This window comes from Roseateles sp. GW823-FHT07B05 (genome assembly GCF_058794515.1).
On record NZ_JBXAGX010000003.1, the window covers coordinates 432668 to 456694 of the forward strand.

A 24027-nucleotide genomic window follows, 5' to 3' on the forward strand; every position below is an offset into this window, starting at 1 on the left:
CCGCTCAGCTCGCTGCCGCCGAAGGGCGCGCGGCCGGGCCGCGTTCGGCCAGCTCGGCGCAATAGCTGATGAGGTCGTCCAGCTCGCGGCTCTTGTCGAACACGCGCTCGGCGCCGAGGCTGGCGCAGCGCCGCCGCATCTCCTCGGTGGCGTAGTTGGTCAGCACGACGCGGTGCGCCTGCACGCCCAGCCGCTGCGCGGCCTGCAGCACGCCCAGGCCCGTGCCGGAGCGCAGGAAGACGTCGACGATGAAGAGGTCGGCGCCGGCCTCGTCGGCCTGGCTCATCCAGCGCACGGCGCCGGCCTCGTCGGCGACGGAGCCCACCACCTCCACCTGGGCCAGCTCTTCCAGCGTGGCGACCAGGTTTTCCAGGATGACCGGGCTGTCTTCGACGATGAAGGCTTTGAGTGCTGGCATGGCCCGGCGCTGCGCTGTTCTTTGCGTGATGGGGTCAAGTATGAACCGCTTCGGTCTGGGTCCGGGCGGGGTGGGCAACGCGTTGCGTTGTAGGAATTGTCCTAGGCGCCGCCCCGCGCTGGGCAGCGCGGGGCGGACGCGGGAGGTCAGGGCCGGATGGCGATGTCGTTGCGCACGGCCACGACGCCGGAGGTTTCGCGCGCCAGCTTCTCGGCCATGGCCTTTTCCTCCGCGCTCTTCGCGAAGCCCGCGAGCTGCACCGTGCCCTTCAGCGTCTCGACGCTGATGGCCATGGCGCTGACCGTCGGGTCGGCGGCGAACTTGGCCTTGACGCGGGTGGTCAGCGCGGTGTCGTCGATGTAGCTGCCGGCGGTCTGCTGGTCGCGGGCGACGGCGCAGCCGCTGGTGGCGCCCACGGTGGCGATGAGGGCGGCGGTGAGGGCCAGGGTCAGGACGGGCTTGGTCAGCATGTGATGCTCCTTTTGGTTGGCGGCCCACCCTGGGGCCGTGGCATCACTATCCGTTCTGCGTGCAGGCGGCCGGATAGTCCCGCGGCGGGGCGCGCTGTCAGACATCTCCGACATGTTTGTAGGACACCGGCCGCTGCCGGCGCGCCGTGGCGGCTGCTACGCTGGACTCATCACCACCAACAAGACAGGCGCAACATGATCCGCATCGGAATCGTCGACGACCACGCCATCGTGCGCACCGGGCTGCGCCAGTTCCTGTCCGACCACGTCGACCTGCGCGTCACCGGCGAAGGCAGCAGCGGCCACGAGGCGCTGGACATGGCACGCAAGGGCGACGTGGACGTGCTGCTGCTGGACATCTCCATGCCCGACCAGAGCGGCGTGGACGCGCTGGCGGCCATCAAGGCGCGCTTCCCGGAGCTGCCGGTGCTCATCCTGAGCGGCTTCCCCGAGGCGCACTACGCGACGACGCTGCTGCGCCAGGGCGCCAGCGGCTACCTGAACAAGGAGTGCGACCCCGACGAGATCGCCAATGCGATCCGCCTGGTGTCGCGCGGCCGCCGCTACATCAGCCCGGCCGTGGCCGAGCAGCTGGCCGACAGCGTGGTGGGCGGCAGCGCGGCCAACGGCGCGCCCGACAAGCCGCTGCACGAGGTGCTGTCGGAGCGCGAGTTCCAGGTCTTCCTGCGGCTGGCCCAGGGCGAGACCGTGGGCCACATCGCCGAGGCGCTGTTCCTCAGCGTCAAGACCGTCAGCACCTACCGCACCCGTGTGCTGGAGAAGCTCAAGCTTGCGACCAACAGCGACCTGACCTACTACGCACTGAAGAACGGCCTGATCCAGTGAGAAAGGCCCCGCGCAGGGGCCTGGATGCAGCAACGGGCCCCGCGGGGCCCGTTGTCATGTCAGTCGTGCCGCGGCGTGGCGGCGTCGGCGGGCGTGTCGTCCAGCATCCACGGCTGGGCCGACTCGTAGCCCAGCACCGGGTCGGCGGTGGCGTTGTCAGCGCGCGACCACCAGCGCGTCAGCGCGGACAACAGCGGGCGGCCGGCGGCCGGCGCGGTGGATTCGTTGGGGGTGAAGTGCTCGGCCATGGTCGCCTCCGGGTGTGGACGTTGCCGGAGCATCGATGCCCATGGGCGGGCCGCGCATAGTCCGGCGACGCGGGGGCGTGTCGGACGACGCTGACAACCGCGGCCCTGGAAAGCCATGAGGCGAGACGCGTGCGGGTGTGAACACAATCGCGCCGTTATCAGGGAGATGGAAATGCGCATGAAGACTGCGGCCGCCGCCGGTGTGGCCGCCTGGCTGTGCTGTCTGGCACCGGCGCTGGCTGCGGACAAGGTGCCGGCCAAGGCCGCGGCGCGGCCGGCGACCAAATTGCCGCCCGCAAGCGCGGTGGCGTCACGACCGCCGGTTGCCGCTTCCGCACCGGCCGTACCCGTCATCACGGAGGACTTGAGAGCAGAGATGAGCCGGGTGTTCAAGGCCTACGTCACGCCGCGCTTCACGGTGCAAGATGGCGATGAGCTTGATCCTGAGACCAAGGCGGCTGCCCGCGACATGCAGGCTGAACACCTGCCGCGAGTTCAGGCTCTGATGGAACGATGGCTGACCGAGGAGCTGCAGTTGGTTTCCAACGGGCGCAGCGCGTTGCGCCGCATGCAGGCGCGACTGACCAATGAGTTCGCGCTTTGGGGCCGGGACAGCGTGGGGGAGGCGCAGGACGCGGCGCTGGCCCAGGTGCTGCAGGTGCCAGGTATGTGCCGGCCGCCCAGCTCCAATGCCGGCGAGTTGGTCATGCGGTTGGCCCGGCTGCGCAGTCTCCCGGCCGCGCAACGTCAGCAGGCTGTGCAGGCCGAGCGAGAGCTGCTTGCCCGTTGGGGCAAGCCCCGTGCGGTCAACGATGCCGAACCGCTGGCGGCCGAGGACGCGCTGCTGCAACTGCGCGCCACCGGTCAGGCGCCCAAGGTGCCGCTGCCGCCGGTGCTGGCCTTCCATTACCTGGGTGACGACGACGACCGGCGTGGTGATCCGGTCGTGGCAGATCCGTCGACGCGTTGCGCCCTGCACCAGTGGGCCGGGGCCAATCCGGCGCAGTTCCGCGCGGCCATGGCCATGCAGGGCGCCGATTTCTACGGGATCGATCGCCGTGGGGCCGCGGCGCGCAAGGACGAGGACGGGGGCTATCCCAGTATCGCCACCTTCCTCGGCACGCGCGGCGTCGTCACGGTCGAGGCGGAGGTGAATCCCGAGGGTCGCGTGGTGCGGGCCAAGGTTGTCAAGCGGGACGTCAGGGTGCCCGGCATCAGTGGCGTGCGGCCATTTGCTCATGAAGGCACGCTGGATCTGGCCTCGCTGGCCAGGGCGCGTGAGGTTGACTGGTCAGCCGCCGCTCCCAAGCAAGGGCTGAACAAGGTGACGCGGGAAATCGGGTGGACTCTGTCATGGGAATGACGCGAAGGTTGATGGCGTGGGCACTGGTGGCGGCCCAGGGGCTGGCATTGGCACAGGCCTCGCCGCCGGCAGCGCCTGCGCTGGCCGATGGCATCAAGGAACAGGCGGCCGAGGCGATGTTCTGGGCGGACTGGGACGAACTGGAACGGCTGTATGCCGCCGCCAGAACAGAGTTGCATCGAGGCGAGGAGGGGCTCCTTCTCGCCAGTTGCCGTTTCGGCTTCGGTCTCGGCAACCGCTACGAAGGCGAGTCTCAGCCTTATCACGATGCCCGCGTGGCCTCCACGCTGGCGTGGGCGCGCAGCCGCCCGGAGTCTCCACTCGCGCATGCCGTGCATCTCGCTGCGCTCACTGACAGCGCCTGGTTCATCCGGGGCGCGGGATACGCGAAATCGGTATCGGACCAACGCTTCGACGAGTTCCGCGCCAAGGTGGGTGAGGCGCTGGCCTACGCCAGGACGCATTCGGCCGTGATGGCGCGGGACAACTACTACATCCGTCCGCTGTTGACGTTGTTGCGCAGCGCGGGCGTGGGTGTCGGCGCGCAGCTGGAAATTGCGCGCCAGGCCATGCGCAAGGACGCCACGGATGAATGCATCTATCAAAGCGCCATCGACAGCCTGATGCCCAAGTGGGGGGGTAGTCCGGAGCTGCTGGAGCGATGGATTCGCGAGTCGATGAAAGGCTTGCCCGACGCGGATGCGCTGAAGCGCTACACACGGCTCTACAACACCGCGGCGCACAGCGACTACGAGCAATCCTTGTTCGACGGCAGCCTGGCCCGTTGGCCACTGATGCGTGATGGCTTGCGTGACATCCTCGCCGAGTCGCCGAACAGTCGCTACTGGAAGAGTCGGCGGGCCTACTTCGCCTGCATGGTGAAGGACCGCGAGGTGGCCGTGCCGGCGCTGGAGGCCATCGGGGCCACCCCGGATGTCGAGGCCTGGGGCCATACCGGCCAGCGCAACTACCAGGCCTGCAAGCGCTGGGCGCTACAGAGCTAAGGCGTCCGCCAGGATCAGCGCCGCCTGCGGCACGGCCGTCGTGCCCAGCAGCCGGCCGTCGCCGCCGAAGCGGGTGGCGATGAAGGCATCGGCCGCGGCGGTGGACGACTGTTCGCGCATCAGCAGCGCCTGCGCGCACAGCACCAGGCCCTGCGCGACGCGGCGGGCCTGGGGCTCCAGCGCGGCGGGGTCGCCGGTCAGCAGCCGCTGCAGCGCGCGGGCCTCGGCCTGCACCGCGGCGTCGGGGCAGGCGGCGAACTCGTCCAGCAACGCCAGCGCCACGTCGGGCTCGCGGGCCACGGCGCGCAGCACGTCCAGCGCCATCACGTTGCCCGAGCCTTCCCAGATCGAGTTGACCGGCGCCTCGCGGTACAGCCGCGCCAGCACGCCGTCCTCCACGTAGCCGTTGCCGCCCAGCAGCTCCATCGCCTCGCCGGTGCATTCGACGGCGCGCTTGCAGACCCACAGCTTGGCGGCCGGCGTCATCAGCCGCTGCCACGCGGGCTCGCCCTGCTCGAAACCCTGCGCCAGCCGCAGCATCAGCCGCATGGCGGCCTCGCTTTCCAGCGCGAGGTCGGCCAGCACGGTCTGCATCAGCGGCTGTTCGGCGAGGTGGCGGCCGAAGGCGTGGCGTTCGCGCGCGTTGTGCAGCGCCTGCACGAGGCCGGCGCGCAGCAGTGCGGCGCTGCCGATGACGCAGTTCAGCCGCGTGTAGCCGGCCATCTCGATCAGCGTCGGGATGCCGCGGCCCTCGTCGCCGACGCGCTGCGCCCAGGCGCCGTGGAACTCGACCTCGCTGCTGGCATTGCTGCGGTTGCCCAACTTGTCCTTGAGCCGCAGCACGTGGATGGCGTTGCGCGCGCCGTCGGGCGTGTGGCGTGGCAGCCAGAAGCAGGTGGGGCCAGCGCCGGTGCGGGCCAGCACGAGGTGGGCGTCGCTGGTCGGCGCGGAGAAGAACCACTTGTGGCCGGTGAGGGCGTAGCTGCCGTCTGCCTGCTCGACGGCGCTCGTCGTCACGCGGCGCAGGTCCGAGCCGCCCTGCTTCTCGGTCATGCCCATGCCGACCCAGATCGAGGCCTTGTCGGCGATGGGCAGGTCGCGCGGGTCGTGCTCGCGGCTGAGGAACTTGTCGCGCAGCGGCGCGAACAGCGCGGGCTGTTTGGCCAGCACCGGCATGGCGGCCTGGGTCATCGTGGCCGGGCACAGGCTGCCCGCTTCCACCTGGCCGTGCAGGTAGCAGCCGGCCGCAAACTGCGCCCAGCGGCCCGGCGTGTCGGTGGCGAATACGTCGGCGACGAGGCCCTGCCGGCGGTACATCGCCAGCAGCCGGTGCCAGGCGGGGTGGAAGTCCACCGCGTCGAGGCGCCGGCCGCGGGCGTCCAGTTGGCGCAGCTGCGGGCCCTGGCGGTTGGCGTCGCGGGCGAGCTGGGCGGTCTCCGCGCTGCCGAGTTCGTCACCGTAGGCGCTCAGCGGTGCGACGGCCTGGGGCGCGGCCGCGTGCAGCGCGGCGAGCAATGCCGGGTCGGTCGTCAGCAGGTTGTGGCCGACCCACTCGTCGACGAGGTTGTCGGCCATGCTCACCGCGCACCCTTCGCGCTGCGCGGGGTCCCGCCAAGCGGGAGTCGAGCCCCTCCGGGCGGCCGAGCGGGGCTCATCAGTCCTGCACGCCGGGCTCGGCCATCAGCTGGCCGCGGCCGGCGCGCTGGGCTTCGTAGAGCGCCGTCTCGGCGCGGCGCTGCAGGTCGGCCACGCTGCGGTCGCCGGGGCGCAGCTTGGCCCAGCCGGCGCTGAAGGACAGCGGCAGCCCCAGCTCGGCCGGCGCGCGTTCGGCCAGCGCGGCGCGCAGCCGCCGGTCGAGAGCCTGCGGGCCTTCGGGCAGGCAGCGGGCCATCAGCACGCCGAACTGCTCGCCGCCCAGCCGGCCGGCCAGGTCGCCCAGCCGCATCTGCGCCTGCACGCAGCTGGCGAACAGCGCCAGCGCGCGGTCGGCGACGTCGGTGCCGCGTTCGTCGCGCAGCGTGGCGACGTCGTCCAGGTCCAGCACCACCAGCGCCAGCGGCTCGTCGAAGCGGCGGGCCATGGAGATCAGCTCGACCGAGCGCTTGGCGAACGCGGTGCGGTCGGCCAGGCCGGTGAGGGTGTCGGTCTGCGTCAGCCGGGCCAGCTCGGCCTCGGTCTGGCCGCGCCAGGCCAGCAGCAGCATGGGCAGCACCAGCAGCAGCGCGAGCTGCCCGGCGACGGCCAGCAGCAGGTCGGGCCAGGGGGCGGTGTCGCCCAGCAGCGTGGCGGTGGCGCGGGCCAGCATGGCGGTCAGCAGCGGCAGCACGGCGGTCAGGCCCAGCAGGCGCCAGCGGCGGCTGTTCAGGCCCTGCAGCACGTTGCCGCGTTCGGGCAGCGTCAGCGCCACGCCCAGCCAGATGAGCTGGGCGGCGAGCACGGTGTCGGCCAGCGTCTGCGCGCGGTCGGGGCGGGTCCACAGCAGCGCATGGCCCACGGCCAGCACGGCGGGCGCCGCGGTCATCGCCCAGCGGCCGGGCCGCGGCGTGAGCCACTGGCAGCAGGCCCACCACAGCGCCGACAGGCCCAGGCTCACCAACCCCACGCCGGCGCTGCGCACCGCGTGCGGCGGCGTGTCGCCCGGCTGCAGCGTGGTGCTGGCCAGCGCCAGGCCCAGCGCCAGCGCCGTCATGCCCACCTGTGCCCAGCGCCCGCCGGGGTTGGCATCGCGCCAGCCGATGAGCGTGATGAGCACCAGCGCCGCGGCCAGCGCCTGTATCGGCATCAGCGCGAACAGGGCGTCAGTGAAGCTCATCTACTTCTTCACCGGGATGGGCGTGTCGCGTGCCACCGGCACGGCCGTCACGCTGTTCTTGGGCGAGCCGTCGATGAGGCGGTCGGAGTAGGTCAGGTAGACCAGCGTGTTGCGCTGCGCGTCCACCATGCGGACGATGCGCAGCTTCTTGAACACCAGCGAGATGCGCTCGTTGAACACCTCTTCCTGGCGCGGCAGCGGCTGGCCGATGGCGATGGGGCCCACCTGCCGGCAGGCGATGGACGCCTCGGCCTTGTCTTCGGCGATGCCGATGGCGCCGCTGATGCCGCCGGTCCTGGCGCGCGACACGTAGCAGGTGACGCCGCTGACCTTGGGGTCGTCATAGGCGTCGACGACGATCTTGTGATCGGGGCCGATGAGCTTGAACGCGGTATCGACCGAGCCGATGGGCTCGGCGCGGGCCAGCGCCGTGACGGCGAGCAGCAGGAGGGCGGCGTGCTTCATGCCGGGCAGTCTACGGCGCGTTGATGCCCGTTCGGGTTCACGCCAACCAGCGCCAGACAGCGCTCCCCAGGCACACCGCCATGGCGAGCACCCAAAACCAATGCGCGCCGCGGAAGTTGCGCTCGCCGCTCTGCAGCAGCTGACGCTTGCGCTCGTTCAGTTCGGCTCTGGGGATGCCGGCGGTGTGGTCCGGTGATTCTCCGGACAGTACTTCGTAGGGCACGTCGCCCGCATCGACCGACAGCTGCCACGCGTCGTGGGCCAAATAGCCGAAGACGGCGGCGAGCGCGATCAGCAGGATGGATTCCATGGCGGGGCGGCGGACGTGGGCGATGTTGATGGCCTGCAGGACTATGCCAACAAGCAGCGTCCATGGGGCGCCCGGTGTCGAGGGACTACAGCGCGCAAGCCCCCGCGGGGCTGGGCACGCCCGTCTGCCGGCCCGTGAAGCGTGGCGACTCGGGGTGGCCGAGGTTGAAGTGGCTGAGCTGGTCGCTGCGCTGGTTGCACACGTACAGGTGCTGGCCCGCGATGCCCGCGCTGCGCGGGAAGCTGCCGTGCACCCAGTGGTGGTCCAGCAACCGCGGGCGGCGCGGCTGGGCCAGCGACAGCACGGCCAGGCTGTCGTGCAGGCGGTTCAGCGCGTACAGGTGGCGGCCGCCGGGGGCCAGCAGCAGGTCGGACGCGAAGCTGGTGCCGGCGAAGCCGGCGGGCAGCACGGAAATCTCGTCCAGCAGCCGCGGGCCGTCGGCGCGCAGCTCGACGGTGGACAACGTGGACGACTCCTCCTGCAGCACGTAGACGAGGGCGGCGTCCTGCGGGTGGCAGACGAAATGGCGCGGCCCGGAGCCGGGGCTCAGCGCCAGCTCGTGCGCCGGCGCACCGGGCGTGGCGTCGGTCAGCGGCCAGACGAGCAGTCGGTCGCGGCCCAGGTCGGTGCCCAGCAGCCAGCGGCCGTCGGCGCTGGCCTGGATCATGTGCGCGTGCGGCGCGTCGTGGCCGCTGTGGGCCTGGCTGCCGGGCGGCGCCTTGGCGGCGCGCGTGGGGCCCGGGCGGCAGTCGGGTCCGGCGCAGCTGGGCCAGCTGTCGGCGGCGCCCAGCCGGCCGTCGGCCTGCAGCGGCAGCGCGGCGAAGCGGGCGTCGCCGTAATGCGCCACCCACACGCGGCCGGCGGCCAGCGACAGCTGGCAGGGCGCCTGCCCGCCGCTGGGTTGGCGCTGCAGCAGCGCAAGCGCGCCGGTGTCGTCCTGCGTATAGACAGCCACGTGGTGGGCGCCTTCCTCGGCGGCATAGACGCGGCCGCCGTGCGCCACCAGCCAGCTGGGGCTGCCGGCGTTGGGCGTGATGGCCAGTGGCTTCAGGCCGCCGTCGGCGGCGATGGCGAAGCTGTAGATCCCCTGGCCCGCCGGCGCGTAGGTGCCGACGTGCAGGAAGCGCGGGGAGGGCGTGGCGGCGAGGGCGGGCATCAGGGGCAGGGCGGGCAGGGTGAGCAGGGTGAGCAGGTGGCGGCGGTGCATGGCGCGTTCTCAGAGTTTGAGCCGCACGCCCAGGCGCAGCAACAGCCGCAGCAGCGCGAGCACGGCCGCCAGCAGCAGCAGGCCGCGCACCACGCCGGCCGCGCCGGCGCCCAGCGCAGCGGGCCAGTGCCAGCCGGCCAGCGCCAGCAGCGCGCCGATGACGTAGGGCAGCAGGTAGGCCAGCAGCGGGTGGCGGGCGGCGTCGCCCAGCAGCGCCATCGCGGCGCGGCCGGGTCGCGCGTCGGCCAGCGGGCGCAGCAGCAGGTAGAGCAGCAGCGTGGCGCCCGCGCACACCAGGCCCCAACTGGGCGTGGCGAGGATCTTGGACAGCGGGAAGTGCGGCCGCAGGCTGAAGCCCACGGCCAGCAGCAGGAAGGCCAGCAGCAGCGCGGCGCGGGTGGCGCGGTCGGGGGCGAGGTGGTGGCTGTCGTCGTGCAGCAGCAGCGACGCGGCCAGGCCGGCCAGCACCAGCGCCGTGTGCGTGGCGTGGCCGCCGCCGCCCAGGTGCGGCGCCGCGAGCGCGAACCAGGCCACGCCAGCCGCGATGCCCGCGAGCGCCAGCGGCAGCCGCGCGGCCGGCCGGGCAGCGATGAACAGCAGCGCGGCCAGCCCGTAGGCCCAGCCGATGAGGCCCAGGATGCCCCACCAGTGAACGGCCATGCCGCCGGGGTAGTAGCCGTTGCACGCGCCCAGCAGCACGAGGCCCGCCAGCCGCCAAGGCCAGGGCAGCGGCGGCCCGCCGCGCACGCTGCCCCACATTAGAAAGATGGCGGCGAAGGCAGCCAGCAGCCAGCCGGCGGCGTTGAAGCCGGCCGGCGCCATCTCGGCGTTGACCATGAACAGCCCCGCCACGACAAGCGCTGCCGTGCGCTCAGCCACGTGCTGCAGCGCACCGCGGCGGCCGGCGGCGTCCAGCCGGGCCTGCAGCGCCAGCGGCAGCGACAGGCCGACGATGACCAGGAAGGCCGGGAACACCATGTCCACGAAGCTCATCGCGTCGGCATCCGCCGGCATGTGCTTCATCCACGCGGGCAGGCCGGCCACGCCAGCCCATTCGTTGACGAGGATCATCACGGCCACGGTGAGGCCGCGCAGCAGGTCGATGCCGGCGAGGCGGGGCGACGGAGGGGCGCTTGCAGTCATGGGGCGCGATTACAAGGCAAAAAAGGGCGACCCCGGGGAGGGCCGCCCAACGTGCGGCGGAAGCAGCCGCCACAACGAGGAACGTTGTCGATCCGCTGTCGCGGGCCGAGCGCCGTGCCCCAGGCGTGCGGCGCCGGCCGCTGCGCGGTCTGCCAGACCGGTCAGGCGCGCCTGCGACCGGCACGGCGAGACGGAGCGACGGGTCAGTAGCTGTACCGCAGCACGGCCTGGTAGCGCTTGCCGGTGCGGTAGATGCCGCGCGTCAGCAGCTCGGTGTTGGCGACGCCGGCCACGTCCGCGTAGTTGCGGTACTCGCTGTCCAGCAGGTTCATCGCGTCCAGGCCCAGGCTGAGCTGGTCCGTCAGCTTCACGTTGGCGCTGGCGGCCAGGTCCTTGCTGCCGTCGGTGACCAGGAAGTTGCCGCGGTCGGCCTGCGTGTAGTACTTGGAGCGGTAGGTGTACGTCACGCGGGCGCTGAAGCGGTCGCTCTCGTAGAACGGGCTCAGGCTGAGCTGGTGCTTGGAGTTGAACGGCAGGTGCGAGCCGGCCTGGCTGGATTTGGCGTCCGAGAAGGTGTAGGTCGTCAGCGCGCCGAAGCCCCAGCCGATGTTGGCCTGGAAGGCCAGGCTGGCGCCCTTGATGGTGGCGCTGCCGGCGTTGTTCGGGCGTGAGACGGCGTAGGTAGTGTTCTGGCGTTCGAACTGGTTGTAGTGCACCTCCGGCTTCGTCGTGACGAGCACGTAGTCGGTGACCTTCTTGTTGAAGATCGTGCCGGCCAGGATGGCGTTCTTGGCGAAGTACCACTCGGCCGAGAAGTCCAGGTTGGTGGACTTGTAGGGCTTGAGGTCGGGGTTGCCGCCGCCGCCGGTCTTGGTCTGGTCACCGATCCACAGGTAGCTGGACATGTCGCCGTAGTTCGGGCGTGACATGACCTTGGCGGCCGAGGCGCGCAGCACCAGGTTGCCGGTCAGCTCGTAGGCGACGTTCAGGTTGGGCAGGATGTTGCGGTAGTGCTTCTGCACGTTGGTCGCCACGTACTTGTCGGCCGGGCAGGCCTGGCCCGTGGACACCGTGCAGGCCCAGCCGCCGCTGTTGGACGTGGTGTCCACGATGCGCACGCCGAAGTTGCCGCGCAGCGCGTCGAGAGCGTAGTCGGCCTGCACGTAGGCGGCGTCCACGACTTCCTTCACCGACCAGGTGTTGGCGACGAAGGACGGGTCGTTGAACGTGGCGGGTTGCGGCATGGTCTGCCACGGGGCGAGCCAATTGCCGCTGGTGATGTAGCCGGCCAGCGCTTCACCGTCGATGGTGTAGCGGTTGCTCAGGTCGCCGACGTTGCCGAAGCCGCTGAGATAGTTCCCCGGCAGCGGCTGCGGCGAGAACTTGCTGGCCTTGGCGTCGCCATAGCCGGTCACCGACGCCAGCGACACGCCGCCCATCGTCTGCGTGGTGTTGTGCTCGCGGTGCTTGGCGCCGAAGCGCAGCTGGTAGATGGGGCCGTCGAACTTCAGGCCGCCGTCCACCTGCATGAACTCTTCCTTGTCCACCGTCGGCTTGAAGACGATGTTGCCGCCCCAGCCGGTGTTCCAGGTTTCCTTCTTAGTGGGGTCGGAGCCCCAGCCGCCGTCGATCTGGAAGGCGTTCGGGTCCTTCAGCGGGTTCACGCCGGTGATGCTCAGCCGGGGCGTTCCGCCGCTGATGTCGTAGCTGTAGTCGGTCCAGTTCAGGAACTCGCCGTAGACCTGCAGCTTGGTGCCGCCGGTGGCCTTGGAGGCGCCGGCGTGGAAGGACGCGAACCAGCGGTCGTCCTTGTAGTTGCCCTTGAGGTCGAAAGCGTTCGTGTCCACCGTCGCCTTGCGGTCGATGAGGTCGTACACCATCAGCGCGTTCTTGAACGTGCCCTTGGTGATGACGCCGCCGTCCACCGCCAGGTCGGTCATCTTCATGAGTCCGTTGTAGGCGTTGCCCTGGAAGGAGAACATCGAGTGGCTGCGGTTGTCGTAGCCGGCCTTCACGTCCAGGATGTTGAGCTCGAAGTCGAGCTTGTCGTTGGCGCGAGCCTGCAGCGACAGCGATAGCGTGTCGCGCTTGCGCGTCTGCTCGAAGTAGTGCGCGCTGATGGAGTTGGGGCCGACGGCGTTCGGGTTGGCCAGCAGCGTGGTGGCGCAGCTGCCGACGCAGGACGCCGGCTTCTTGGGCTGGCTGCCGTCCGGGTTCGCCGGCACGGACCAGTCGGTCGGCAGGTTGTTGATGGAGCCGCCGCCGCCGCTGCCGTTGATGTAGTCGCTGCCCTTGACGGTGCCGTACGACTCCACGCCGTCACGGCGGATGCCTTCCTCCGAACGCTGGGCCGAGAAGATGACGCCGAAGGTCCTGGCGGCGTTGCGCCAGCCTACCAGGCCGGCCACGGTGGGCTTGCCCTTGCCGATGCGGTCGTTGTAGAGGTAGCCCACCGAGCCGGCCAGCGTGAGCGCCTTCTGCTCCAGCGGCTTGCGGGTGGAGATGTTCACCGTGCCGCCGATGGAGCCTTCGTCGAGCCAGGCCTCGGGCGACTTGTAGACCTCCACCTTGTTGATCAGCTGCGGCGCCAGCAGCGAGTAGTTGAAGGTGCGGCCGGGCTGGTCGGCAATGAACCAGTCGGCCGACGCGATGGTCTGGCCGTTGATCAGCGTGCGGTTGAGCGCCGGGTCGGTGCCCAGGATGGACACCTTCTCGCCCTGGCCGAAGGCCTTGTCGATGGTGACGCCGGGGATGGTGGTCAGCGCCTCGGCGACGTTGGTGGCCGGCAGCTTGCCCACGTCTTCGGCGGTGATGACGTCGACGATGGCGTCCGCATTGCGCTTGGTCTGCAGGGACTTCTCCATGCTGGCGCGGATGCCGGTAACGACGACGGCCTCCAGCGTCTCGGTCTTCTTCGGGGCCTCCTGCGCCAGCGCGGGGAGTGCGGTCAGCAGCATGGCGGCGGCTGCGATGGCCGTCGGGCGGGGGCTTGAATGCTTCCTCATGGTTCTCTTTCTCCGGGGTTACAGGGCGAGCAGGGGCAGGGTCAGCACCCGAGCGGGTGCAGCAGGGGCACGCCCAGCAGATCGCTGGCGTGCCTGTAGAAGTCGGCGCGGCGCGCGTTCTTGCGCCGGGCATCGGGGCTGTCGGGCTTGTCGCATTCCAGCGGGCCGTTGATGGCGCGCGTCGTCGCGCCGAAGCCCGCGCCGCTGCGGATGGCGGCGTGCGAGGTCTGCGCAGACTCGCCGGCCTGCGTCATCCAGTACCAGAGCGCCGTGCGCCAGGCCACCGTCGAGTCGCGCGCCACGCGGTCGGGGTCGCGCCACAGGTCCAGCCCCAGGAAGTCGCCCGCGGCCTTGTACTGGTAGTTCCAGCTCAGCTGGATGGGGCCACGGCCGTAGTACTGCTGGCCGGCGGCGCAGCCCAGGCGGGCGTCGTCGCGGCAGTACTTGTCCCAGTTCTCGCGCCTGTACTCGCGCTGCGCGCGCAGCTGGTCGGACTCGTGCGAGATCTGCCCCAGAAAGGCCGCCATCTCCTGGCGCCGCTGCACGTCGTCGCCCCAGTCGGCGAAGCCCGGCGTCTGGCGCACGGCCTCGACGAAACCCTCGTAGCTGTAGAACGCGATGCGCTCCGGGAACAGCGCGTCGAACTGCGCGCGGCTGGGCACGAAGGGGGACGCGGCCGTGGCGGTCAGCGGCAGCAGCAGGAGTGACAGTCGGGCGAGTACACGAAGCATGTGACGGGACGTTTCAGCGTTGGCCGCGACTGTCTGCCGGGGTGCCTATGCGCTGCTTCAATGGCTTGTTAAGGCCGCCTTAACGCACCCGCGGCTAGAGTTCCGGCCATGCGCATCTGCCTCCTCGAAGACGATCTGGAACTGGGCCGCTCCCTGCAGGCCCTGCTGCAGAACGCCGACCACGAGGTCATGTGGCTGCGCCGCATCGCCGATGCGCGGCTGTGGATCGCCGAGGGCGGGTTCGACGCCGTCGTCATGGACCTGGGCCTGCCCGACGGCGACGGCATGGAGCTGCTGCGCACGCTGCGCCGCAACCACCGCAAGCTGCCGCTGCTGGTCATCACCGCGCGCGATGCCATCGAGGACCGGCTGGACGGCCTGGACGGCGGCGCCGACGACTACCTCGTCAAGCCCTTCGCCGGCTCCGAGCTGCTGGCGCGGCTGCGCGCCGTCGCGCGGCGCAGCCAGGCCGAGGGCGCCGAGCCTCAGCAGGCCGAGTGGCAGCTGCGCGACCTCATCCTCGACGAGCCGCGCATGGAGGTGCGTCGCGGCACCGAGCGCGTGCCGCTGTCGCGCACCGAGTTCAGCCTGCTGCTGACGCTGATCAAGCTGCCCGACCGCGTCGTCACGCGGCGCCAGCTGGAAAGCCGCTCGCCCAGCCAGATGGACGGGCGCAGCCTGGACGTGCACATCTCCAACCTGCGCCGCAAGATCGGCGAAGGCTACATCCGCACCGTGCGCGGCGTGGGCTATCTCGTTGAACGGGAAGGATGAGCCCCTCGTCCAAGGCGTACCTTGGCCGGTCCCCCGAGGGGACGGCGATGCTTGCGACATTGAGTCGCAAGCACATCGCCCTCGCGGGCCGGCTTGGGGCGGCCCGGCGCTCGGCCCGCAATGCACCAACGTCATGACTGCTGACCCCAGCGCCGCGCCGCGCTCGCTGTTCCGCCGCAGCCTGGGCGCCGTGTTCGCGGTGCTGTTCCTGTGCTGGCTGTTCCTCGTCGCGCGCGAGCTCATCGACATCCGCGTGCTGCAGGTGAAGAACGGCCAGGCCGAGAACATGCTGTGGGCCGAGCTGGCGCTGGAGCGCGCGCGCGACACCCACGCCGACGCCGCTGCGCTGGCCCAGGCGCTGCAGACGCTGGAGGGCATGCGCGAGCGCGAGTGGCTGCTCAAGGGCCACCGCACGCCGTTCCGGCTGCTGCAGGTGCTGCGGCGCGACGTCGTGCTGGCCGAGCTCAAGCCCGACCTCAGCGGTCGCGACCGCGTGCTGCCGCAGGAGAGCGTGCCGGGGCAGGACGAGCGCTGGCTCTACACCGAGGTCAGCGACGCGCCGCGCGAGCTGGTCGTGCGGCGCTGGCAGGAGCGCCCCGGCGACTGGCACTTCAGCCTCGCCGGCCTGAGCTACTACGCGCGGCCGCTGCTGTACGGCCTGCCGCTGCTGGCGCTGCCGCTGTGGCTGCTGTTCCGCCTGGGCTTCGCGCCGCTGCAGCGCATCGGCGCGCAGATCTCGGCGCGCTCGGCGCAAGACCTCACGCCGCTGCCCGCCACGCGCTACGTGGAGCTGGCGCCGCTGGTCAACGCCGTCAACTCGCTGATGGCGCGGCTGCAGCAGCGGCTGGACCGCGAGCACGAGTTCCTGGCCGACGCGGCCCACGAGCTGAAGACGCCGCTGGCCGTCATCCAGCTCGGCGCCGAGGGGCTGGACCAGGCCGACCCGCGCGCCCGTGACGAGTCGCGCGAGCGGCTGCGCCTGGGCGTGCAGCGCGCCACGCACACGGTGCACCAGCTGCTGGCGCTGGCGCGCTCGGGCGCCGACACGCTGGACCTCAGCAAGGCCCGGCACGACCTCGTGGACCTCGTGCGCGAGCGCATCGCGCTGGCCGGCGGCCTGGCCGTGCGGCGCGGCGTGGAGCTGGCGCTGGAGGCGCCCGAGGAGATCACGATGTGGCTGAACCGCGAGTCGCTGTGCAGCCTCATCGACAACCTCGTCGACAACGCCATCAAGTACTCCCCGGCCGGCGGCCACGTGACCGTCACGCTGATGGAGGACGGCGAGCGGGTCCAGCTGACCTGCAGCGACGAAGGCCCCGGCATCCCGCCCGAACTGCGCGAGCGCGTGTTCGAACGCTTCGTGCGCCTGGCCGCAGACCAGCAATGCCACGGCAGCGGCCTGGGGCTGACCATCGTCGAGCGCGCCGCCGCGCAGCATGGCGCCGGCGTCGAGCTGCTGGACGGCCCGGGCGGGCGGGGGCTGACGGTGAGCGTCAGCTTTCCAGCGGCGCGGGGCTGAGGCCGCCGTCAGTCGGCGGCCGCGGGCTCGCTCTCCGTGTGCCGGTCAGGCTCCGTCGTGCGCAGGATCTCGTTCAGCACCGACGTCGCGTAGTTGCCGGCGGGCAGCGAGAACGTGAGCTCCAGCTGATCGGCCTGCGGCCAGGCCCAGGACATGCCCGCCGGGCTCGCCACCAGCGCGCGGCGCTCCTGGTCCAGCCCGGCGTGCTCCATGCCGTCGCACAAGGTGGCGTGGCGCTCGGCCACGCCCATCTCCAGCGCCTGCGCCGCATCGCCGGTGCTCACGCGGCCGCGGCCCCACAGCGGCCCGGTGGGCCGGCCGGCCTCGTCCATCACGTCGCCGGGCAGCGTCTGGCCCCACAGCCCCTGCTGGATGCGCAGCGCCAGCACCTCGTTGAAGACGAAGGAGCGCACCGCCGACAGGTAGATGCCCTTCTTCTTCGGGTTGCGCACGCGGATCTCGCGCGCCAGCATGGCGCGGCCCAGCTCGACGTTGCCGCCGTCGAAGCCGAAACGCTGGGCGCCGAAGTAGTTGGGCACGCCCTGCGACGCCACTGCCCGCAGGTTGGCCTCGATGGCGTCGCGGTCGCCCGCCACGTCGCGCAGCACGATGCGGAAGGCGTTGCCCTGCAGATCGCCGGGGCGCAGCTTCTTCACGTGGCGGCTCTGGCTCAGCACCTTGAATTCCGGGTGCTGCAGCTGGGTCAGGTCGGGCGTCTCGCCCTTGTCCTTGCCAAGCGGCAGGTAGATGCTGAACCACTGCCGCGTGATGGCGTAGCGGTCCTTCAGGCCCGCATAGCCCACGTCGAAGTCCTGCACGCCGGCGGCCGCGGCCAGCTGCTGCGCGACGAAGGCGGTGTTGGCGCCGTTCTTCTCGACATCCAGCCAGACGTGTTCGCCCGCCCCCGAGGGCAGCTGCAGCGGCAGCTCGGTCACGACGAAATCCTCGTTGAGGCTTTTCAGCGTGGCAGCGGCGCCGCTGGCCGGATAAGCGTTGGGCCAGAGTGGCAGGGTCGTGTAATGGGCGTTGGTCATGAGGGGGCTTGCGGTACCCGCCGTGCCGAGGGAGAGGATCTCCGGCCGGTCGGCGGGGTCGCGGGGCAGCCCGTGATTCTCCCCTGGGTGCGGGCCGGAGAGGTCGTCCGCGCAAGCGACGGTCCGCGCCGCCGGGGGCAGGCCTGACCGTCCATCGCAGCCGAGCCCTGCGGTCATCGGCTGCGCAGGGGGACCGCTGCGCGTCAGGGCGGGTGCGTGTCTCGCGGGCTAGTGGCGGCAGCCCGCTTTCGGCCAGGCGCGGGTACGCGCAGACGGCTGGCACGGGGAGGTCAGTCGCGCTGCCCTCTAGCGCACTGTTTGCCGTGTCCCGAAAGGGCAGCTTCCTCGATTGCGCGTGGTCCGAGCGGCGCGCAACGGCGCGTTTGCCTCGCTGCTTTTCACATCGGGTTGATGGCCGTTTACACCTCACGTACCGGACAAATCTTCCATGGCCGGCAACGTCGTATGGCGAATCATGCGAGTTCGGTTAAGCAGGATGCGGCAGAGTTCTGCAGCAAAGAGTCGCCATAAATCAAAAATTTGGCCACGTAACTAGGCGCCGCCGCTACGAGGTTAGGGTTCTCTATCTTCTGTGTCGGCGCCGAAGGCTACATGTGACACCGAACTAACCGCCTTCGGATTGCAATCCATGCAAAGGTATTTGGCGGACCAATCGTTGTCCCCAACCGCGGGAATCGGTACCCATCGTGGCAGAAGACCATTCACGAAGGCTTCCATCTGTACAGGTGCCCCGAGGAGGTTCTCAATTCGCTCCGCTGCTTCCTGCGCGTTGCTATAGAGCACCCGCTTGGCGACTGTCTGCATGCCGCCTTCGGCAGTTATTGTCGCCAGATCGATCAGTTCGCCGGTGAAGAAGGTCTCGAACACGTGCAGATCAACAATAGCCACGTCGCTGACACTCATTCCTGCGTTTACCGCCGAATTTAGAATAACCGCAGGTACAACCCTGAAGCTATCGGGCACCGACAGGCCGCGGTATCTGAGTTGGTCCCTGAACTCGCTCGCATACTTGGTTGCGGCATCCGCCTTTCTCCTAACCTGAGCCACGGCGTCCAAAATTATCTTCCTGTGCATGGCAAACTGCTTTGCCTCTGTTGGCACGATGGAGCATTTTGCCTCTCCGATCACAATCGCATCGCCCACGCAGAGCACCAAGTCCATCTCCTCGGGACGTGCCCCTATGGGTCGGAATACAAACGCATCCGTGAGACAACCCGAGGAGTCCCGCAACGTTGAATCTTTAACCATTTTCGAGATTTCAAGTCGAACGTGACGCTCAAAGGCGGGGCCTCGGCGTCCCATATCGACCTCTAGCTGTCGCATCCAAACGTCGACTAGTCGCCTCAAATTTGCATGCTCTGCCGCGCCAAACAAAGGGCCTAGTGCCGTCGGACTAAACGGAACGAAAGGTTGAGCCCATAGCTCTTGCCCCGGCCGACCTCGAAACGTGAGGAACTCAACGACCGCGTTGGAGGTTTTGAAACTCAAGCTTGCTCCTGACTTCACGGCATCCACCAGGGTCGCTCTGTCAATGACCGCGGCACACTCGGGCAGCCACCCAATTTGGTCAAGCGTGTCAGGCCGCTCTGCACTTGCCACGCGGCGATGTAGGGCGCGCGAGACACTTGATGCAACGGCCCAACCGCTCAAGAGATCATTCAGGCTGCCCCCGCTCAGGCGAAGCTGCGGCTCGTGTAGTAATCCTTCGTAGTAGGGCTCACTCGCGTACGCTCTCGCCGCGTCAAGGTACTGGATCACGACATCGTGTTCGCCCGTGGCGGCAAATCGCACTATCTGGCGACCACCTTCGCGCCTGACCTCGGAAACATGCTTCAAGCTCGACCGCGGAGTCGCGCCGGCACGCTTTAGTCCTTCGTAGTGCGCACCCCATAGACTAAAGAACTGCATTGCAAGGTTACCAGCGCGGGTCTCGCTCGCCGCCTTCAATTCCTCCCAAAACAGTTCTGTTGGTGCGAAGCGGAGCGCGCGCCCGAACTGCTCGCACTTATAGTCGTTCCAGAGGCAGTCATCCCACAGCCCTTCCAAGAACGCGTAAAAGTTTCCCAGATTGAAATCCACCGCGGCATCACGCCACGAGAAGTTGCGAAACTTCGGCGAGCCGCCCAAGTCAGGAGCTCCCTCGAGAATTACGCGCAGCGGCACTTCGACGCCGTCCACCACCGACTGATTGATTTCGTCGACCGTGTAGCCTGCACCAACCGGCAACTCAATCTTGACTCCCGTCAACTCCGTTATTAACGGCAGGCCAGACCGCCGCGCGACCTCGGTCATTGACTTCTCAGCCTTCGCGCGAACTAGGATCATGTTCTGATTTGCCAGCGCTACCAAAGCACGCGCCTTAGTAGTCGGAGAAATCTCCTTCGACAGGGTGATTCGTAGTTGTCCACGAATTTCCTCTGCCTTGCCAAAAATCAGCTTTCCCAAGTCATACAGGCGCTTATCGTCATCATCACTTCCCAGTTTCGCGAACTTTGCCTTCCACTCACTCAAGCGAAACTGCCGTCGTAGGGGCCCCGGAACAGCCCCGTCTTGCACTACGTTCTTGAACTGGCCCACTATGCTGATCTCCGGTCAAGGCGTAAGTCCTACGATACAGGCTACGCACTTCATGCGTGCCGAGCGCGGCTCAACGTTAATTTTGAACGGCCGCTACGACTGAAAAGTCGGCGTAGTCGAAGTCAGCTCGGGGGCGGTAGCGCCCGCCGGCAAGGCACATCGTGAGTCGCCATGACCGGCGCCGAACCACTGGCCCGCACCGGATGAGTGAACTTCCACCCAGGGCTCAGCCGTCCGTCGTCGTCTCCGGTCCGGACTGCAGCGATCGGCGCTCGCCGATGGACCCGTCACCGCGCGGCGGGCCAGACCGGCGGCCTACTCGCCGCCGCGTAGCCCCTGAACTCGACCCAGCACCCGCCCCGCCCGCGCACCCAGCGTACCGCCGTCCAGCGCGAGCGCCCCGTTGACCCACACGGCCGCGATGCCCGTCGCAGGTTCGCAGGGCTGGCCGTAGTCGGCGCGGTCGGCCAGCGTGCCGGCGTCGAACAGCACGAGGTCGGCCGCTGCGCCCGCGCGCAGCAGGCCACGGTCGCGCAGGCCGAAGCGCTGTGCGGTCAGCCCGGTCATCTTGTGCACGGCCGTCTCCAGCGTCAGCAGCCCGCGCTCGCGGCCGTAGTGGGCCCACACGCGCGGGAAGGCGCCCCACAGCCGCGGGTGCGGGAAGCGGTCGTGCGGCAGGCCGTCGGAGCCGATCATGGCCAGCGGGTGCGTGAGGATGCGGTCCACGTCGGCATCGCACATCTGGAAGTAGCAGGCGCCGCCCGGCTGCAGTCGCGCGACGGCCGCGGGCTCGCTGCAGCCCCAGTCGCGGGCGATGTCGGCCAGCCAGCGGCCGGCCAGTTCGGGGTGAGCCTCGCTCCAGGTCAGGCGGATGGGCGTCGCGCCGTCGGCCAGGTCCTCGCGCAGCACGGTGGAGCCGGCGAGATACGGGTAGACGTCCAGCCCCAGCGCCTGGCGCTGGCTCAGCCGCTCGATCAGCGCCAGCGTCTGCAGGCTGCGGCCCCACTGCGCGCGGCCGGCGCATTTGTGGTGCGAGATCACCAGCGGCAGGCCGGCCGCGTGGGCGCAGTCGGCGGCCTCGGTGATGGCGTCCAGCACGCCGGCCATCTCGTCGCGCAGGTGCACGGCGTAGACGCCGCTGTGCCGCGCGGCGACGCGGGCCAGCGCCAGCAGCTCGTCGTGGTCTGCCGCCGCAGCGGGGGCGTAGAACGTGCCGGAGGACAGCCCGGCCGCGCCATCGCGCATCGCATCGTCCAGCAGCGCGCACATGGCGCCGCGCTCGGTGGGCGTGGCGGGGCGCGACAGGTCGGCCAGGCAGCGCAGCCGCAGCGCCGTGTGGCCCACCAGGCCCACGGCGTTGACGGCGGGCCGGGCGGCGTCCACGGCCGCGCGCCAGGCGGCGAACGACGCGTGGCGGAAATGCTCGCGCGCCAGCAGGTTCAGCGGCGGCGGCGGGTCGGCCGTCACCAGCGGCGCCAGCGAGAGGCCGCAGTTGCCGGTGACGACGGTGGTCACGCCCTGCGTGAGCTTGGGCGTCATCGCGGGCGTGGCCAGCAGCGCGGCGTCGTCGTGGCTGTGCGCGTCGATGAAGCCGGGCGCCAGCACCAGGCCGCGGCAGTCGCGGCGCGGCACGGCCGCGTCGACGTCCAGGCACGGGCCCAGCGCGGCGATGCGCTCGCCGGCCATCAGCAGGTCGCCCGTCCAGCCCGGCGCGCCACTGCCGTCGACGATCAGCGCGCCCTGCAGCAGCATCACGCGAAGTGGGTCGTGATCGCGTCGACGACACGGTCGTCCTCGTCCACGACGGCCAGCCAGGCCCATTTGTCGAAGGTGGTGCAGGGGTGCGACGGGCCCAGCGCGACGCGCTCGCCGACGGCCGGGCCGTCGCATTCGAGCGGGTCCCAGCGCAGGTAGGCGTGCTGGTCGTTCAGCCCGGTGACCTGCCAGCCGGTGGGCGTCGCCGCGCGCCGGCCGTGCTCCACGCGCCACACGGGCAGCGGCCAGCCCTGGTCGAACGACACATCGCGCCGCCCGGCGTTCAGCAGCGCCAGGCCCGGCTCGGGTGTGGACAGCACCTGCGTCCACACCTCCAGCGCGGGCTGCAGGCTGGCGCCGCCCAGGCGCTGGTCGATGACGCCGACATAGCGGCCGTAGTGCGCATGGTCGTGGCACACGTAGCAGCCCGAGCGCAGCAGGCCCAGTCTCGGTGTGGGGCCGGGCCGCCCCTGCAGCACCGGTGCGACGAGGTCGAACAGCGCCGAGCCGCCGCCGCTGAGCCACAGCGGCTGCACGGCTATAAGTCCCTCGGCCTCGATGTCGGCCAGCAGCGCCTCGACGCGCGCCTGCCACTGCTGCATCAGCGCCGTGTCGGGGCCGGTCTCGCCCAGCACCTGCAGGCCCTCGTAGAAGCCGATGCCGCGCAGCCGCAGCGCCGGGTGGTGCTTCAACGCGCGCGCCAGCGCCAGTGCCGGCGCGTGCTCGCGAACGCCGCAGCGCGTGGTGCCCAGCTCGATGAGCACGTCCAGCTTCGTCTCGCCTGCGCCCAGCTCGCGCCAGTGCGCGGCGATCAGGTCCAGCTGCGCCGGCGAGTCGACGAAGAACGCCAGCTCCAGCCCGGCATGCGCGCGGCGCAGCGCCAGCAGCTCGGCCAGGTCGGCGCGGCTGACGAGCTGGTTGGCGATCAGCGCCCGCCGCGCGCCGGCGGCCAGGCCCAGGCGCAGCTGGTGCACGTTGGCAAACGTCAGGCCCCAGGCGCCGGCGTCCAGCTGGCGGCGGAACAGCTGCGGGCTCATCGTCGTCTTGCCGTGCGGCGCGAGCTGCACGCCGCGCGCGGCGGCGAAGTCCTGCATCCAGCGGATGTTGTGTGCCAGCGCGGCCTGGCGCACGACGGCCAGCGGCGTGGGCAACTCGTCCAGCCGCCATCCGCGCTGCGCCACGTCGGCCAGCGGCAGCGGCGCCTGGGTGGCGGGAAAGCCCTTGAGCCAGGGGCCCAGTGTGTCGGCGGGGTTCATCGCGGCATCATCGCGCCGCTGTCTGAAGGTCGTCTAAAGGCGCCGCTTGCGCGCGCCGCTGCGGCGCACCAGACTGCCGCGCCATGACTGCACTGACCTTCCTCGGCGCCGAGCCCACCGCCAGCGACCGCCAGCCCCGCCCGCTCTCGCCCGCCGTGCGCGCAGGCGATTTCGTCTACGTGTCCGGCCAGGTGCCGGTGGACGCACAAGGCCACATCGTCGACGGCGGCATCGAGGCGCAGACGCGCCAGGTGTTCGCCAACCTGGAGGCCGCGCTCGCGCTGGCCGGCGCCACGCTGGCCGACGTCTGCAAGACGAGCGTGTGGCTGGAAGACGCCCGCGACTTCGGCGCCTTCAACCGCGTCTACATGGGCTACTTCCCCGGCGGCAAGCCGGCGCGCTCCACCGTCGAGTCGCGGCTGATGATCCCAGCCAGGGTGGAGATCGACGTGGTGGCGTACCGGCCGGTGGGTTAGCTAGCGGCCGGCGTCGCCGGGCGGGTGGTCCCTGAACCAGTCCGCGATGGCGGGCATGGCCGGCTCGAAAGGGCCGGGCTGCGAGAAGTTCAGCACCCCTGCGCGTGCCGCGCTGCGGTTCTCGAAGTCGTGCGTCACGCCGCCGGGCACGAGCACGAACGACCCCTGGCACGCGTCCACCCAGTGGTCGCGCACGTAGAACGACATCGTGCCTTCGAGCACGTAAAACACGTCGTCCTCCGGATGCGCATGCGCACCGGGGCCTTGCGTGTGGGGTTCCAGCCACCACTCGGAGATGGAATAGCGGTCCGCCGTTTCGCCGCCATCGGCCTTGAACAAGGCGGAGATCCGGCCCATCGGATAGGCGCGACCCTCGCCGGGAGCAAGGATCACGGCGGCTCGGCCATCGGGTTGTGTATCGCTCATGTCGTCTTCCTCGTGCGGCGATCGGATGCCAGCATGCTGGCGCGCTCTTGTAGCGGTGTCGGATTGCGCCAGCAAGACCACGGGCAAACATCACCCTGGCATGGGTGGATCCCGTCGCGCAGCGTCGTGAAGCCGCCCCCTCTTGAGACAACCTTCAGATGGGCTTG

Annotated in this window: 22 protein-coding genes; 6 read left to right on the forward strand and 16 right to left on the reverse strand. The window is 70.1% G+C overall.

Going from position 1 to position 24027, the window contains the following annotated elements; translation table 11 throughout:
• Positions 1–4 precede the first annotated feature (4 nt).
• Positions 5–418: a response regulator transcription factor gene (locus AC1Q7O_RS10205; protein WP_492661539.1), complete on the reverse strand. Its 414-nt coding sequence runs from the start codon at positions 416–418 to the stop codon at positions 5–7.
• 146 nt (positions 419–564) lie between these two features.
• On the reverse strand, positions 565–888 hold the full coding sequence (locus AC1Q7O_RS10210; RefSeq protein WP_492661538.1) for a BON domain-containing protein: 324 nt from the start codon (positions 886–888) through the stop codon (positions 565–567).
• A gap of 195 nt (positions 889–1083) precedes the next feature.
• On the opposite strand from AC1Q7O_RS10210, the gene AC1Q7O_RS10215 reads away from it, so the two are divergent.
• Positions 1084–1734: a response regulator gene (locus AC1Q7O_RS10215; protein ID WP_492661537.1), complete on the forward strand. Its 651-nt coding sequence runs from the start codon at positions 1084–1086 to the stop codon at positions 1732–1734.
• Positions 1735–1793: 59 nt separating this feature from the next.
• Here AC1Q7O_RS10215 and AC1Q7O_RS10220 read toward each other — a convergent pair whose 3' ends face one another.
• Positions 1794–1982: a hypothetical protein gene (locus AC1Q7O_RS10220; protein ID WP_492661536.1), complete on the reverse strand. Its 189-nt coding sequence runs from the start codon at positions 1980–1982 to the stop codon at positions 1794–1796.
• Positions 1983–2154: 172 nt separating this feature from the next.
• Here AC1Q7O_RS10220 and AC1Q7O_RS10225 point away from each other — a divergent pair, with 172 nt between their 5' ends.
• Positions 2155–3345, forward strand: a complete 1191-nt coding sequence (locus AC1Q7O_RS10225; RefSeq protein ID WP_492661535.1) for an energy transducer TonB — start codon at positions 2155–2157, stop codon at positions 3343–3345.
• A gap of 11 nt (positions 3346–3356) precedes the next feature.
• Positions 3357–4349, forward strand: coding sequence for a hypothetical protein (locus AC1Q7O_RS10230; RefSeq protein ID WP_492661534.1), 993 nt, complete (start codon positions 3357–3359; stop codon positions 4347–4349).
• Here the strand turns inward: AC1Q7O_RS10230 and AC1Q7O_RS10235 are convergent.
• From AC1Q7O_RS10235 to AC1Q7O_RS10270, 8 genes are all read right to left on the reverse strand, one after another.
• On the reverse strand, positions 4338–5924 hold the full coding sequence (locus tag AC1Q7O_RS10235) for an acyl-CoA dehydrogenase family protein (protein WP_492661565.1): 1587 nt from the start codon (positions 5922–5924) through the stop codon (positions 4338–4340). The genes AC1Q7O_RS10230 and AC1Q7O_RS10235 overlap by 12 nt on opposite strands.
• Before the next feature lie 79 nt (positions 5925–6003).
• Entirely contained in the window at positions 6004–7161 is a 1158-nt protein-coding gene (locus AC1Q7O_RS10240) for a GGDEF domain-containing protein (RefSeq protein ID WP_492661533.1), read from the reverse strand.
• Positions 7162–7626, reverse strand: a complete 465-nt coding sequence (locus AC1Q7O_RS10245; protein ID WP_492661532.1) for a CreA family protein — start codon at positions 7624–7626, stop codon at positions 7162–7164. It abuts the gene before it with no gap.
• Between the two features lie 37 nt (positions 7627–7663).
• Positions 7664–7936 (reverse strand): hypothetical protein, encoded by a 273-nt coding sequence (locus AC1Q7O_RS10250; protein WP_492661531.1) that lies wholly within the window; start codon positions 7934–7936, stop codon positions 7664–7666.
• 85 nt (positions 7937–8021) lie between these two features.
• A complete protein-coding gene (locus AC1Q7O_RS10255) occupies positions 8022–9143 on the reverse strand; it encodes a lactonase family protein (protein WP_492661530.1) in 1122 nt (373 codons plus the stop codon).
• Between the two features lie 9 nt (positions 9144–9152).
• Positions 9153–10286: a DUF5009 domain-containing protein gene (locus AC1Q7O_RS10260; protein ID WP_492661529.1), complete on the reverse strand. Its 1134-nt coding sequence runs from the start codon at positions 10284–10286 to the stop codon at positions 9153–9155.
• 203 nt (positions 10287–10489) lie between these two features.
• A complete protein-coding gene (locus AC1Q7O_RS10265; protein WP_492661528.1) occupies positions 10490–13291 on the reverse strand; it encodes a TonB-dependent receptor in 2802 nt (933 codons plus the stop codon).
• Positions 13292–13332: 41 nt separating this feature from the next.
• Positions 13333–14022, reverse strand: coding sequence for a chitinase (locus AC1Q7O_RS10270; protein WP_492661527.1), 690 nt, complete (start codon positions 14020–14022; stop codon positions 13333–13335).
• Positions 14023–14130: 108 nt separating this feature from the next.
• Here AC1Q7O_RS10270 and AC1Q7O_RS10275 point away from each other — a divergent pair, with 108 nt between their 5' ends.
• Together AC1Q7O_RS10275 and AC1Q7O_RS10280 are read left to right on the forward strand one after the other, a co-directional pair.
• A complete protein-coding gene (locus AC1Q7O_RS10275) occupies positions 14131–14796 on the forward strand; it encodes a response regulator transcription factor (protein WP_492661526.1) in 666 nt (221 codons plus the stop codon).
• 133 nt (positions 14797–14929) lie between these two features.
• Positions 14930–16315 (forward strand): sensor histidine kinase, encoded by a 1386-nt coding sequence (locus tag AC1Q7O_RS10280; RefSeq protein WP_492661525.1) that lies wholly within the window; start codon positions 14930–14932, stop codon positions 16313–16315.
• 8 nt (positions 16316–16323) lie between these two features.
• Here AC1Q7O_RS10280 and truD read toward each other — a convergent pair whose 3' ends face one another.
• The 4 genes from truD to AC1Q7O_RS10300 all read right to left on the reverse strand — a co-directional run bounded on the left by truD (position 16324) and on the right by AC1Q7O_RS10300 (position 22958).
• Entirely contained in the window at positions 16324–17349 is a 1026-nt protein-coding gene (truD, locus tag AC1Q7O_RS10285; protein ID WP_492661524.1) for a tRNA pseudouridine(13) synthase TruD, read from the reverse strand.
• Positions 17350–17922: 573 nt separating this feature from the next.
• Positions 17923–19881 carry a hypothetical protein gene (locus tag AC1Q7O_RS10290; RefSeq protein WP_492661523.1) on the reverse strand — a complete coding sequence of 653 codons (1959 nt, stop codon included), beginning with the start codon at positions 19879–19881 and terminating at the stop codon, positions 17923–17925.
• Positions 19882–20262: 381 nt separating this feature from the next.
• A complete protein-coding gene (locus tag AC1Q7O_RS10295) occupies positions 20263–21699 on the reverse strand; it encodes an N-acyl-D-amino-acid deacylase family protein (protein WP_492661522.1) in 1437 nt (478 codons plus the stop codon).
• On the reverse strand, positions 21699–22958 hold the full coding sequence (locus tag AC1Q7O_RS10300) for an alanine racemase (RefSeq protein WP_492661521.1): 1260 nt from the start codon (positions 22956–22958) through the stop codon (positions 21699–21701). The genes AC1Q7O_RS10295 and AC1Q7O_RS10300 overlap by 1 nt, the downstream gene beginning before the upstream one ends.
• An 83-nt stretch (positions 22959–23041) precedes the next feature.
• Between AC1Q7O_RS10300 and AC1Q7O_RS10305 the strand changes: the two genes are divergently transcribed.
• Positions 23042–23434 carry a RidA family protein gene (locus tag AC1Q7O_RS10305; RefSeq protein ID WP_492661520.1) on the forward strand — a complete coding sequence of 131 codons (393 nt, stop codon included), beginning with the start codon at positions 23042–23044 and terminating at the stop codon, positions 23432–23434.
• Here AC1Q7O_RS10305 and AC1Q7O_RS10310 read toward each other — a convergent pair whose 3' ends face one another.
• Complete coding sequence (locus AC1Q7O_RS10310; protein WP_492661519.1) at positions 23435–23860, reverse strand: cupin domain-containing protein; 426 nt, start codon at positions 23858–23860, stop codon at positions 23435–23437.
• Positions 23861–24027: the final 167 nt, after the last annotated feature.

Bases quoted from the DNA above. Each gene is read 5' to 3' on its own strand.
- AC1Q7O_RS10235 (WP_492661565.1), bottom strand. From the start codon at position 5,924: ATGGCCGACAACCTCGTCGACGAGTGGGTCGGCCACAACCTGCTGACG.
- AC1Q7O_RS10310 (WP_492661519.1), bottom strand. From the start codon at position 23,860: ATGAGCGATACACAACCCGATGGCCGAGCCGCCGTGATCCTTGCTCCC.
- AC1Q7O_RS10275 (WP_492661526.1), top strand. From the start codon at position 14,131: ATGCGCATCTGCCTCCTCGAAGACGATCTGGAACTGGGCCGCTCCCTG.
- AC1Q7O_RS10305 (WP_492661520.1), top strand. From the start codon at position 23,042: ATGACTGCACTGACCTTCCTCGGCGCCGAGCCCACCGCCAGCGACCGC.
- AC1Q7O_RS10215 (WP_492661537.1), top strand. From the start codon at position 1,084: ATGATCCGCATCGGAATCGTCGACGACCACGCCATCGTGCGCACCGGG.
- AC1Q7O_RS10220 (WP_492661536.1), bottom strand. From the start codon at position 1,982: ATGGCCGAGCACTTCACCCCCAACGAATCCACCGCGCCGGCCGCCGGC.
- AC1Q7O_RS10240 (WP_492661533.1), bottom strand. From the start codon at position 7,161: ATGAGCTTCACTGACGCCCTGTTCGCGCTGATGCCGATACAGGCGCTG.
- AC1Q7O_RS10250 (WP_492661531.1), bottom strand. From the start codon at position 7,936: ATGGAATCCATCCTGCTGATCGCGCTCGCCGCCGTCTTCGGCTATTTG.
- AC1Q7O_RS10230 (WP_492661534.1), top strand. From the start codon at position 3,357: ATGGCGTGGGCACTGGTGGCGGCCCAGGGGCTGGCATTGGCACAGGCC.
- AC1Q7O_RS10295 (WP_492661522.1), bottom strand. From the start codon at position 21,699: ATGCTGCTGCAGGGCGCGCTGATCGTCGACGGCAGTGGCGCGCCGGGC.
- AC1Q7O_RS10225 (WP_492661535.1), top strand. From the start codon at position 2,155: ATGCGCATGAAGACTGCGGCCGCCGCCGGTGTGGCCGCCTGGCTGTGC.
- AC1Q7O_RS10205 (WP_492661539.1), bottom strand. From the start codon at position 418: ATGCCAGCACTCAAAGCCTTCATCGTCGAAGACAGCCCGGTCATCCTG.
- AC1Q7O_RS10255 (WP_492661530.1), bottom strand. From the start codon at position 9,143: ATGCACCGCCGCCACCTGCTCACCCTGCTCACCCTGCCCGCCCTGCCC.
- AC1Q7O_RS10260 (WP_492661529.1), bottom strand. From the start codon at position 10,286: ATGACTGCAAGCGCCCCTCCGTCGCCCCGCCTCGCCGGCATCGACCTG.
- AC1Q7O_RS10270 (WP_492661527.1), bottom strand. From the start codon at position 14,022: ATGCTTCGTGTACTCGCCCGACTGTCACTCCTGCTGCTGCCGCTGACC.
- AC1Q7O_RS10300 (WP_492661521.1), bottom strand. From the start codon at position 22,958: ATGAACCCCGCCGACACACTGGGCCCCTGGCTCAAGGGCTTTCCCGCC.
- AC1Q7O_RS10265 (WP_492661528.1), bottom strand. From the start codon at position 13,291: ATGAGGAAGCATTCAAGCCCCCGCCCGACGGCCATCGCAGCCGCCGCC.
- truD (WP_492661524.1), bottom strand. From the start codon at position 17,349: ATGACCAACGCCCATTACACGACCCTGCCACTCTGGCCCAACGCTTAT.
- AC1Q7O_RS10245 (WP_492661532.1), bottom strand. From the start codon at position 7,626: ATGAAGCACGCCGCCCTCCTGCTGCTCGCCGTCACGGCGCTGGCCCGC.
- AC1Q7O_RS10280 (WP_492661525.1), top strand. From the start codon at position 14,930: ATGACTGCTGACCCCAGCGCCGCGCCGCGCTCGCTGTTCCGCCGCAGC.
- AC1Q7O_RS10210 (WP_492661538.1), bottom strand. From the start codon at position 888: ATGCTGACCAAGCCCGTCCTGACCCTGGCCCTCACCGCCGCCCTCATC.